Here is a 13,088-nt window from a genome sequence, read left to right as displayed (position 1 = left end):
GGCGTTGCATCGTAGTCCCGTGATGTGATCGAGCGCTGCGACTCTCAGCTCCCGAGCAGCTGCTCCAGGCGCGCCAGTTCCTCGCGAAGCGCGGCATCCAGGCTCGCCGGCGCAACCATTGCGGACGCCGGGGCTGCCGGTGCCGCCGCATCGGTCGGGGCTCGCACCGGGCCGGCCGGGTCATCGCCGGTGTCGAACATCTGCTCGGACAGATGCTTGGCCAGTGCAGTGATGGTCGGGAAGCGAAACGTCAGCGTCGAGGGCAGCGTGCATTCGAGGCCCGTCTGCAGCCGATTGCGAAGCTCGTTGGCCTGCAGCGAGTCCATACCGAGGTCGAAGAAGCCCTGGCGCACGTTGACATGTTCTCCCGCCGGCCAGCCGAGCACGGCTTCGACCTCGGCGCGCACGAACTCGAGCAGCCGATGCGCACGCTCGCCCGCCGGCGCATCGTCGATGCGTTGACGGGCCGGCGCGCGCTGCGCACCGGCTTCGGCTTCTTGTGAGGGTGCGAGGCACTCGACGAACCGGCCCGTGGCGGCACCGAGCGGATGGGCGACGAACCGCGTCCAGTCGACCTGCATCACACCGACCTGCGCGGCCTCGTTGCCGAGCACGCTGGCGAGCCCGCCCAGCGCATCGGCAGGCGCGAGTGGCTGAATCCCGACAGCGTTCCACTCGGCCTCACGGCTGCTGCCAACATGCCGCGCCATCCCGACGCCGGCCCAGGGGCCCCAGTCGATGCTGAGTCCGGGCATGCCCAGACGGCGGCGGTAGGCCGCGAGCGAGTCGAGAAACTCGTTCGCTGCGGCATAGTTCGAGAGGCCCGCTCCGCCGAGCAGCGTCGATGCCGACGAACACAGCACGAAGAAGTCGAGCGCGAGCTCGCGCGTCAGCCGGTGCAGGTTCCAGGCGCCTTGGACCTTGGCCGCGAACACCTGTTCGAACAGCGGCCATTGCTGCTCGACAATCAGGCGATCGGCGAAGACGCCGGCGGCATGCACGATGCCAGCCAGGGGCGGCAGTTCGGCTGCAACCCGCGCCAGGACCGCCGCGAGTTGCCCGGACTGCGAGAGGTCGGCCTGCTCCGCGACGACCGCAACGCCCCGTGCCTGCAACGCGCGGATCGTGTCGGCGGCCCCCTCCGACGACGACCCGGAGCGCCCGACCAACACCAGATGGCGTGCCCCCTGGGCGGCGAGCCATCGGGCGATGTGCGCACCGATGCCGCCCAAGCCGCCAGCGATGAAGTAGGAGCGGTCGCCGCGCACTGCCACCTGGCTTCCGGCCGGCCGACCGGGCAGCAGGCGCGCAGCGTGGCGACGCCCGCCGCGCAGCGCAATGCGTGTCTCATCGCTTGGCTTCGCGCTCCACAACTCATCGAACAACCCGGCGTCGTCGCTGCGACCTGATGGATCGAGGTCGATCAGGTGGCAGCGCAGCTCGGCGTGTTCGCTCGCGAGCACCTTGCCCAAACCCCAGACCGGCGCCTGGGCGAGCCCGTCCGGCGACACCACCGATGGGTCGGAACCGCCGACGTCGACGGCACCGCGCGTCACGAGGTAGAGGGGCGTGCCGCGGCCGAGCCGGGCATCGATCAGCGCCTGCGCCAGGTACAGCGCCGAACGGCAGCCCGGCGCCACCGCGTCCTGCAGTTGCGCGCCATCCGACGCCTCGTCGAAGCGTGCGTCGAGACTCGCCAGATGCACGACGCCGCGCAGCGGCACGCCGCGCGCGAGCGCACGCTGCACGTCGCTGCGGCAGTCGTCCGGCGTCGCCGGGGCGAGGCCGGATCGGACGACCAGCGTCGCCGTCTCGCCGTGCGAGCGCAGCCGCGTCGCGAGCTGCTCGCCGACGCCGCCGCCGTCGGCGTACACCAGCCAATGCCCGGGCGCTGCCGGTGCCCTGGGTCGCGAAGCGGCGCGCGCCGTCATCACTGCCTGCGACGGCAGTGCGGAGGCATGCGGGCGATCGGACGACACCTGGCAGAACCCTTCGAAGCCGTGCGCTTCGAGCAGCGCCTGCCACTGCGCGACCGGGATCAACGGGTAGGCCGGCCGCGTCGGATCGCCGGCGAAGCGCCACCAGCCTTCCGTCAGCCCGAACGTCAGGTCGAGCAGCCGCAGCGGCGCGGTGCCCTCGAGCAGCACCAGCAGCCCGCCGGGCGCGAGCAACTGCCTCAGGTGGCGCAGCGAGCGCTCCAGCCGCGGCGTCGCATGCAGCACGTTCGCCGCGATCACGACATCGAAATGGTCTGACGCGAAGCCCTGGCCGGCCGGGTCGTCGTCGATGTTCAACAGGTTGAAACGTACGAACGGGAACGCGGCAAAGCGTTGCGCCGCCGCCTGCGTGAACCGGTCGGCGACGTCGGTATAGAGGTACTCGGTGCGATCGGCGGGCAGTTGCGGCAGCACGCCCGCGGTCGTCGCGCCGGTGCCGGCACCGATCTCCAGGATGCGCAGCGCGCGTCCTTCGGGCCATCCGGCGGCCACCTCTGTCACTGCCCGCTCCACCAGCGAATTCATCATGGCGGCGACCGGCGACGTCTCATAGAGCTGCGTCAGCAGTCGCAAGTCGCCGCCGGGAAACAGCACCTCGTTCGGGTCGAGTTCGCCGCGCAGCACGCCGGGCAGATGTCGCGACGTGCGCTCGAGCAATGCGATCTCGGCCGCGGCTTCGGGATGCTCGTGCCGCAGCCGCTCGAACTCCTCGCCCGGAGCCGGGCCGCCTTGCATGTCCAGCAGGCGACGCAACAGCGGCCGATAGCGGGCGGTGACGCCGAGCCGCTCCATCGCAGCGTCGAGCGTGATCGATTCGCGCTCGCCCGGCCAGCCCAGCTCGCGCAGCGCCTGCGCGGCAAGCGCCGCGCACTGCGATTCGATGGCCACGCTGGCGGCCCTGTAGTCGACCAGCGCCGGTCGGGCATGCCACTCGTCGCGCCGCTCGCACAGCAACGCTTCCAGGCGCTCCCGTGCAGGCAGCGCGCCGTGGACGGACAGGGGCTGCTGCGGCCATTGGACCTGGTAGATCAGTCGGTCCGCTCGATCCGCCGCGGCGGCCCCGGCCTCGTCGCAGACGTCGGCCGGCCTCAGCTGCAGGCCGTCAATGACCGCGACCGGCTCGCCGGCCGGCGAGTACAGCCACAGGTCCGCGACCGGCCCCTCGGGGGCGGAAAGTGTCGGAAGGCGCAGCCGCGCATGAGCCCACACGTGATGCCCGAACGCGGCGAGCAGCGTCAGCCGGTCGATTCCGACCTGGAGGTGCGGCCGAACCGGCCCTGGCAACGAATCGAGCGCGGCGCCGACGAGCTGGAAGCAGGCATCGAGGACGATCGGATCGACGCGCAACCCGTCGGGCGTGCGCGCTTCCTCGGGCAGAAAGACCTCGCCGAGGGCTTCGCCGCCGTCGGCCCAGAGCTGCCGCAGCGCGTGGAAGCGCGGACCGATCTCGATGCCGTGGCGGCGCAGCAGCTCGTAGAACCCGGCGACCTCGACCGGCCGCCGCAGCCGCGCCTGCACGGCCTGCAGCGGCTCGAGCGCAGGGGCCGGCGCCGCGCAGGCTTGCACCACGCCCCCCGCGTGACGTGTCCAGCTCCTCGCTTCGACCTCGGGCAGGGCGTCGGTGCCGACGATCTCGAACGCGTGGCCGGCATCGGGCTGGAGTCCGGGGCGAGCCCGAAGCACCAGGTGCATCTCTCGGCCGTGCTGCGGATCGAGCGTCGCTGCGTGGTCGATCCGATAGTCGAGGACGTTCGCCGCGCCGTTGCCGACCACCTGCGCGGCCGCCGAGAGCACCATCTCCAGGTACGCGGACGACGGCAGCAGCAGCGCGCCGAAAACCCGATGCTCGCCAAGGAACGGCACGCGCTCGGGGAGGATCGTCGCCACGTACTCGATCTCGTCGCGCGCGACCGCGGAGCGGACCCGGCGCCCGAGCAAGGGATGGCCGTCGGCCGGTGGCGGGGCGCGGACCGGCCGTGGTGGCTCGCCCGGTCGGTCGTCGATCCAGTAGCGCCGGCGCTGGAAGGGGTAGGTGGGCAGCGAGACGGTGCGGCGTGCATAGCCGCGATCGAATCCGCGCAGGTCGAGGTCGACACCCGCGACATGGAGCGCTGCAAGCGCGTCGACCAGGCCTTCCCAGGCGCTGCGCCCGGGCTCTGAAGCCTGCAGCCACAGTGCAGCGTCGCCCCCGCGATCGCGGCCTGCGCCGAACAGCGGCGAACGTTGGGCGCCGATCTCGAGAAAGATGTCGACGCCGGCGCGCCGCGCGGCAGCCAGGGCCGCGACGGACTGCGCCGGGTCGAGGTCGCCCGACGCGGTGCAGACGCATTCGATGGCCGGTGCGCGGGCGCCGGGCTCGGCGGCCGTGGCGTCGGCGGCGTTTTCGACGCACAGGCGCAGCGCGTGCGTCGCGTCGAGCGTTCCGGCGACGCAGGCGGCCGCCCAGGCGCCGCAGCCCTGCCCGAGCACCCGGTCGGGCACGACGCCCCAGGCGCTCCACAGTTCGGCGAGCGCGTACTGCAGCGAGAAGGCGATCGCCTTCGCCCACGCCGCGTCGGCGTGCGACGCATCACCTTCGCCGAGCAGCATGTCGGCGAGCGGCCCGGGCGACAGCGTCGCCGCGACCGAGGCGAGCCGGTCGAGCGCAGCGCGACATACCGGCTGGGTCGCGTACAGCTCGCGACGGGTCGCCGCGCCCGCAGCGCCCGCCTGCGCGTCGCCGAACACGAAGCAGACCCGCGGCGCCCGAGTGAGGGGCTCGCCGTCGGCAGAGTCGGCGCACGCGCGCAGCCGGTCGCGCGCCTGCGCAACCGAGGCGACGCGCCAAGCGGCGCGGTGCGCGTGACGCGCGCGCGCGTGGATGGTGTGGCAGACGTCACCGAGCACGAGCCCCGGGTTGGCATCGAGGTGCCGGGCGAGCCCCGTGGCCAACTGGCGCAGCGCCTCGGGCGTCTTCGCTGACACCGCGAGCAGGTGCGCCGGCCGCTCGACGGTGCCCCGCGCCGCTTCCGGGGCGGGCGGCGCGGCGAGGACGGCGTGCGCGTTGGTGCCACTGACGCCGAACGAGCTGACCCCTGCGATGCGGCGCGAGTCGCCCTCGGCGTCGGGCCAGAGCATGTGCCGGCCCACTGCATGCAGCGCGAGACCCTGCCAGTCGATCTCCGGGTTCGGCGTCGCAAGATGCGGCATGCGCGGGATCTCGCCGTGATGCACGACCAGGGCGGCCCGGATCAGCCCGGCGATCCCGGCTGCCGACTCCAGATGACCGATGTTGGCCTTCACCGAGGCGACCGGCAGCGCCCGGGCGCCGCGACGGCTGTCAGCGAACACCGCGCCGAGCGCGCCGGCCTCGATCGGGTCGCCGAGCGCGGTGCCGGTGCCGTGCGCCTCGACGTAGCCGATGTCGCCGGGCTGCACGCCGGCGCGGGCGAGCGCGGCGCGGATCACTGCCTGCTGCGCCGGCCCGCTCGGCACCGTGAACCCGCTGCTGCGGCCGTCCTGATTGACGGCCGAGCCGAGAATCAGCGCCCAGATCCGGTCGCCGGCCGCCACCGCATCGGACAGGCGCTTCAGCACCACGACGCCGGCGCCTTCGCCGCGGCCATAACCATCCGCCGCGGCGTCGAAGGTCTTGCAGCGCCCGTCGGGCGACAACATCCGCGCCTGGCACGCGGCGATGGTACCGGTCGGGGCCAGGATCAGATTCACGCCACCGGCAAGCGCAGTGTCGGATTCGCGCTCGCGCAGACTGCGGCAGGCGAGGTCCACCGCCACCAGCGACGACGAGCACGCGGTGTCGACCGTCAGGCTCGGCCCCTTGAGCCGCAGCGCGTACGACACCCGGCCAGCAGCGGCGTTCAGCGAATTGCCCGTGACGTAGTAGGCGCCAATGCGGCCCGGGCGACCATCGCCCAGCAGCATCTGCGCATAGTCGCTGTGGGTCAGCCCGACGAAGACGCCGGTGCGGTCCGGCGTCCGGGTGCCGGCCTCGAACGGATGGCCGGCGTTCTCGAGCGCGGCGTGGCTCAGCTCGAGCATCAGCCGGTGCTGCGGGTCCATCTCGGCCGCCTCGCGCGGCGAGATGCCGAAGTAGTGCGCGTCGAACAGGTCCACGCCGTCGATGAATCCGCCGTGCCGGGTGTACGCGGTGCCCGGGGTTCGCGCATCGGCGTCGTAGCAGGCGTCGGCGTCCCAGCGATCGGCCGGGACGCGGCCGATCGCATCGTGGCCACCGCACTGCAGGCGCCAGAACGCTTCCGGATCGTCGGCGCCGCCAGGGAAGCGGCAGGCCATCCCGACGATCGCAATCGGCTCGGCCGCGGCCGGCGCGGCCGGCGCGGCCGGCGCGGTCGATGCGGCCGCCGCTGTGAGCGACGCCGCGATCTCGGGTGCGGAGGACGGGGCGGCGGTCTCCTCGTCGAACTGCGCGAGCAACGCCGAGGCCAAGGCCTCGACGGTCGGGAAATCGAACACGAGCGCCGCGGCAAGCGGCCGGTTCAGGGCGCCGGCCAGCCGGTTGCGCAACTCGACCGCCATCAGCGAGTCCATCCCGAGCTGGAAGAAGCCCTCGGACGAATCGATCGCTCGGTCGGGCGCAAACCCGAGCACCGCGGCCAGCTCGCGCCGGATGTGCTCGAGCAGCAGCGCCCGGCGCTGGCCGGGGGCGGCGCAGCGCAGCTGCTCGCGCAGGACCGCCCTCCCGCGCGGCGCTTCCCTGGCGTCTGCCGCTGGCGCGATGCCGAGGCGCTGGAACAGGCGCCCGCGACCGCGCGCCTCGTGCAACGGCCGCAGGACCGACCAATCGACCTCGGCGACGACCGCCTGGCAGAAGTCGGCCGCGAGCAATCGGGACAGCGCAGCGAGGTAGCGCTCGGGCGCGAGCGAGACGATGCCGCTCTGGCCGAGCCCGCGCCGGTCGGCGTCGGTCGCCATTCCACCGCCCGACCACGGACCGCAGTTGACACTCAGCGCCGGCAGCCCTCGCGCCCGCCGGTCGTGCGCCCAGGCGTCGAGGACGTGGTTGGCCGCGGCGTAGTGGGCCAGTCCCTTCCCGCCCCAGACCGACGCGACCGACGAGACGCAGACGAAGAAGTCGAGGTTCATCGCGGCGCTCAGGCGGTCGAGCAGCAGGGTGCCGGCGAGCTTCGGCCGCAGCACAGCGGTGAGCGCGGGCGCATCGATGTCGGCGACCGGGCGCTGCCCGCCCGCGCCGGCCGCATGGACGATGCCGCGCAGGAGATGCCCCCCAGTGGCGATCGCTTCGAACAGTCGCGCCGCGTCAACCGGTTCGGCGATATCGGCGCGCACGGTGCGCACCTGCGCACCGGCGTCGCGTAGCGCAGCGAGGCGCAGCTGGGCTTCTGGCGTCGGATCGCTGCGTCCGGCCAGCACCAGGTGCTTTGCGCCGTGCCGTACCAGCCACGTGGCGATCTCGAGTCCGACGAAGCCGCAACCGCCCGTGAGCAGGTAGCAGCCGTCGCCCCGCACCGTTGGCAATGCTTCGGGCCGCGGCGCTGCGCGCACGAGACGTGGCATCCGGCGGCTGCCGGCGCGCCACGCGATCTCGGTCTCGCCATCGGGCAGCATCAACTCGGCGAGCAGCCGGCGCGCCTCGTCGGCCTGCGGCTGCGCGTCCAGATCGATGAGCCCGCCCCAGCCTTGCGACTGCTCGACCGCGATGCTGCGCCCGAGACCCCACAGCGCCGCGCCAGCCAAGCCGAGCGGTTGCGGGCTGTCGGCGGCCGGCACTGCCGAGCGGGTCACGAGCCAGAGCCGGGCGGTTTCGAACGAGGGCTGGCCGGTGAGCGCGCGCACAAGTGCCAGTGCGGCGCCGCAATCGGTTTCGGCTTCGGCCTCGGCCTGGTCCACGGCCTCGGCGCTCCACAGATGCACGGCCCCGCGCAGCGGCAAGCCGGCATCGGCCATGAAGGCGTCGAGCCTCGAGCCGAGCGTGTGCGCGTCGAGCGCACCCGGCCCCGCGTCGCGGCCGATCCGCAGGCAACGATGTCCCAGTGCTTCGAGCGCTTCTGCGAGAGCGAGGCCGACGCCGCCGCGATCGGCGAGCAGCAGCCAGCAGCCCGGTTCGCGGGAGGCAGCGGCCTCGCCAGCATCGAGGTCGAGCGGTGGCGCGGGCGGCCATTCGACGCGATAGATGTCATCCGCCGTCGCGGGCGCCGAGGGAGCTTGCGCATCGGCCAGCCAGTAGCGCTGGCGCTGGAAGGCATAGGTCGGCAGCCGGACGCGCCGCCGCACACGGTCGCGGTCGAACCCCCTCCAGTCCACCGCGGCGCCGCGCACGTACCAGGACGCCAGGCTGTCCAGCATCTGGCGTGCATCGGAGACGCCGGGACGCAGGCTCGGCAGCCACGCGAGGCCGTCGTCGGCGACGCTCTGGCGCGCCATGCCGAGCAGCACCGGCGCCGGGCCGACTTCGAGGAACGTGCGACAGCCGCGCCGCGCGAGGGCCGTCACGCCGGCCGAGAACAGCACCGGTTCGCGAACGTGGCGGCACCAGTACTGCGGCGTCGCGATCTCGGCGCCGGCTGCCTCGCCGGTCAGGTTCGAGATCAGAGGAATCCGCGGCAGCGCAAGCGGCACGCCGGCGACCAGGTCGGCGAACTCGGCGAGCATCGGCTCGACCAGCGGCGAATGGAACGCATGCGACGTGCGGAGCAGCGTGGTGCCGATGCCGGCCCGCGTGAAGCGCTCGACCAGCGCCTGGACTGCCGTGCGCGCGCCGGAAATCACCGTATTGCGCGGCCCGTTGACCGCAGCGACCGAGACCTGCGGATGGTCGGTGCCGAGCACGGCCAGCACACGGGTGTGGTCGGCGGCGATGACCGCCATCAAGCCGTCGCGCGGCAGCGCCTGCATCAGCCGGCCGCGCGCGGCGACGAGCCTGAGCGCGTCCTCCCAAGCAAACACGCCGGCGAACGCAGCGGCGGCGTACTCGCCGACGCTGTGCCCGAGCAGCGCCGCCGGCTCCACGCCCCATGACCTCCAGAGTTGCGCGAGGCCGAGCTCGAGCACGAACAGCGCCGGCTGCGTGTAGGCGGTCTCGTCGAGGCGGCCCTCGTCGACGGCACCGAACCATGCATCGCGCAGCGACGGCGACAGCTGCGCGCCGAGCATCGCGTCGCAGTCGTTGACGAAGCGGCGGAACGTCGGCTCGCTGCGGTACAGCTCGTGCCCCATCTCGCGGTACTGCGACCCTTGCCCGGTGAACAGCATCGCAAGCCGGCGCTCCGCGTCCCCTGGGCCATGGCGCGAGGCGCTGCCGTCGGGATCGGCGGCAAACTCGGCCAGCTGTCGGCGCAGGTCATCGATGCGGTCCGACACCAGCGCGACTCGGAAACGGTGGTGCACGCGGCGGGCGTTCGCGGTGTGGCAGAGGTCTGCCAGGTCAGGCGCACCGGGCCGGCCGAGGTGCGCGTCCAGCCGGCGCGCCTGATCACGCAGCGCATCGACGGACTTCGCCGACAGCGCCAACAGGTGTTGCGGCCGATCCGGTTCCGCGCCGGCCAGCACCGGCTGCTGCGCCGGCGCCTCGGCGACGATCACGTGCGCGTTGGTGCCGCCGAACCCGAACGAGCTGACGCCGGCGATCCGGCGCCGCGCGCCGCGCGGCCACGGATGGCGAGTGGTCGGGATCGAGAACGGCGTGCCGTCGAGCTTCAGGTGCGGGTTCGGTCGCTGCAGATGCAGATGAGCGGGCAGCTCGGCATGCTGCAGCGCGAGCACCGTCTTCACGAGACCGGCGATCCCGGCCGCCGCTTCGAGGTGCCCGATCGCGGTCTTCACCGAGCCGAGCCAGCATGGCAGGTCGGCGGTGCGGCCTTCGGAGAGCACCGCGGTCAGCGCGGCGACTTCAATCGGGTCGCCGAGCGGCGTGCCCGTGCCGTGGGCCTCGACATAGCCGATCTCAGCCGGTGCGACACCGGCGATGGCGAGCGCGTTGCGGATCACCTGTTGCTGTGCGAGACCGTTCGGCGCGGTCAGCCCGTTGCTGCGACCGTCCTGGTTGACCGCCGACCCGAGCAGCAGCGCCGCGACGGTATCGCCATCGCGCAATGCGTCGCGGTAGCGCTTCAGTACGATCACACCGCACCCCTCGCCGCGGCCGTAACCGTCGGCCGACGCATCGAAGGTCTTGCAGCGCCCGTCGGGCGAGAGCATCCGCGCTTCGCCGAGCGCGAGCGTCAGTTCGGGCAAAGACATCACGTTGACGCCCCCCGCCAGCGCGACATCACATTCGCGCAGGCGCAGCGCCTGCGACGCCTGGTGGACCGCGACCAGCGACGACGAGCACGCGGTGTCGACGGCCCAACTCGGGCCGCGCAGGTCGAGCAGGTACGACAGCCGGTTCGCAGTGATGCTCAGCGCCCCGCCGGTGCCGGCATAGGCGTCGGGATGGCCATGACTCAACAGAAGCCGCGCGTAGTCGCTGGTGCTGATGCCGACGAAGACACCGGTCGGGCTGCCAGCGAGGTCGCCCAGTCCGGCATCCTCGATCGCTTCGCAAGCGACCTCGAGCAGCAGGCGCTGCTGCGGGTCCATGCTTTCGGCTTCGCGTGGCGAGATCCCGAAGAAATCGGCGTCGAAGCGGTCGACAGCGTCGAGGAAATGCCCGGGCGGCAGTGGCGCGCGGGCCGCGGCCCAGCGCTGCGACGGGACCGGCGCTGCGCTGTCGACGCCGGCGATGAGCGCCTGCCAGAAGGCGTCGACATCGGGCGCGGCGGGAAAGCGGCAGCCGATGCCGATCACCGCGATCGGCTCCGCCTCCGTGCCTGACACGTCGCCCAGGACGGACAGGCGCGGCGCAGAGGCCGGCAGGGACGCTGGCCGCTCCAGATGACGCGCCAGCGCCTCTGGCGTCGGATGGTCGAACACGATCGTCGGCGACAGCGATCGCGCGAGCCATCGCCCGAGGTCGCCCGAGAGCTGGACCGCTGCGAGCGAATCGAGCCCGAGCGTCGCAAACGGTGCCTGCACGTCGAGTCGCACTGGCGCGACCCCGAGACGGGCGGCCATCCACGCCACGATCCAGTTGCGTATCGACCCAGGTCGCGCGTCGTCCGCGCCGGACGACGCGGGTGCCGGCGCGGAGGAGGGCGGCTGCGACTCGCGCCACTGGGCGACGATGCTCAGCTTGCCGGCCTCGAACTCGCTGCGGCACGCGCGGCGCTGGAGCTTGCCGCTCGATGTCTTGGGAATACTCGCCGGGCGCAGCAACACGATGGCGTGAAGAGCCAGGTCGTGCTCGCGGGCCACCGCCGTGCGGATCGACTCGACAACCTCGTCGACATCGATGTGGCGCAGGCGCGTGCGCTCGAGCTCTTGCGCAATGACGAGTTTCTCTTCGCCATCGACTTCGGTCGCGAACGCCACGCCGGCACCCGGGCGCAGCGCCGAATGGCAATGCTCCACGCTGAGCTCGATGTCCTGCGGATAGTGATTGACGCCGCGGATGATGATCAGATCCTTCAGGCGCCCGGTGACGAACAGCTCGCCGTCGCGAACGAATCCCAGATCGCCGGTGCGCAGGAACGGCCCCTCGCCGCTGGCCCCCAGACGGGCCGCGAAGGTCTGCTCGGACTCCTTCGCCCGGCGCCAGTAGCCTTGCGCCACGCTGTCGCTGTGCACCCAGATCTCGCCGATGCCGGCCGCTTCGCATTCGAGTGCAGTTTCGGGGTCGACGATCACGACCCGGGCGCCGATTTCGCTGACGCCGCAGCCGACCAGCATGCGCACGTCCGGCTCCTTGTCGTCGGCCACCTCGGCGCGTCCGTGGGCCAATGCCGAGGCGCGCACTGCCAGCAGCGTCGGACCGACGCCGCGTCGAACCGCAGTCACCTTCAGCGTGCCTTCGGCAAGACCGTAACCGGGACAGAACGCGTGTGCGGCGAATCCGCACGGCGCAAACGCCGCGGCGAAGTCATGCAGCGTACTGGCGCGCACCGGCTCGGCCGCATTCAGGGCAACGCTCCAGCGCCGCAGATCGAGATGCGCCTTCTCTGCCTCGCCGATGGCTTGCACACACAGGTCGAACGCGAAGTTCGGTCCCGCACTGTGCGTGCCTCCGTAACGTGAGATCGCTTCGAGCCAGCGCACGGGACGCTGCAGGAACGCCATCGGGTCCATCAGGTAGCAAGGGAAGCCGCCGTAGAGCGGCTGCAGCAGCCCATAGATCAGACCCATGTCGTGGAACTGCGGCAACCAGGTCACCATGACGCTGTCGGCCTCGTGTCGCCAGCCACGGTCGAGATCGGACAGCGTCTGCAGCAGACCGAGGTGGCTGACGATCACGCCCTTCGGCATTGACGTGGAGCCCGACGTGTATTGCAGGTAGGCCATCGAACTGTCCGCAGGCGCCAGCTCGATGGCTCGCACAGCGGCATCGTCCGCCAGCACATCGGTCGCCATCCACTGCAAGGCAGTGCCCGCAGTATGAAGCGCCGAGAACTCGCGGATCTGGGCCAGCAACGCCGAATGGGTCAGACCGAATCCGGGCTGCGCGTCGGCCATGATCGCCGCGATGCGTGGCTCCATCCTCTTGCGGCTCGGTGGATAGAGCGGCAGCGCAATCAGGCCCGCATAGAGGCAGCCAAAAAAAGCAGCGATGAACTCGAGACCCGACGGAAAGCACAGCAGCACCGGCCCCGTTGCTCGGTTCGCGCGCAGATGCGCCGCAATGTTGCGCGCCTTCTCGTCCAGCGCGCGGTAGCTCAGCGTGTCAACGACTTCGCTGTCATGCAAGAACGCATACGCGAGTTGATCCCCCCTGCTGGCGCGGCGTTGGAGAATGCTTGCGATCGATGCAAACTCTTGGAATCGCTCCATCTGAATGCCCGATCGACGTTGGTCGCCTTCTCCTCAGCACGGCTGTTCTTCGAAGGAAATGATTCCGATAGGGAACCAGTTGGCGCAAGCCTGCATTGCCCAGATGAGCCACGCTCCGCTGGGCCTGCACATTCTTCGTCTGAACACTGGAGGCCGTTGAACTCAGGCGCGACGCACGAACTTCCTTCGCGCGCGCACTGCACGAGCCCCTTGCTTGCTGCCGGGCCTGCAATACAGGCTCGTCGAGCAGCA

The 13,088-nt window shown here is 71.7% G+C and carries 1 protein-coding gene; it reads right to left on the bottom strand.

Features of this window, described 5'->3' with window-relative positions:
* Nucleotides 1-44: 44 nt before the first annotated feature.
* On the bottom strand, nt 45-12,836 hold the full coding sequence (locus tag QTI04_RS28955; RefSeq protein WP_286618667.1) for a type I polyketide synthase: 12,792 nt from the start codon (nt 12,834-12,836) through the stop codon (nt 45-47).
* Nucleotides 12,837-13,088 lie beyond the last annotated feature (252 nt).

Origin of the sequence: Variovorax sp. J22R115, from assembly GCF_030317005.1 — a bacterium.
Lineage (GTDB): Bacteria > Pseudomonadota > Gammaproteobacteria > Burkholderiales > Burkholderiaceae_C > Variovorax.
The sequence above is the reverse complement of the archived record's forward strand: the minus strand, read 5'-3'. Positions and strand labels throughout refer to the sequence as shown.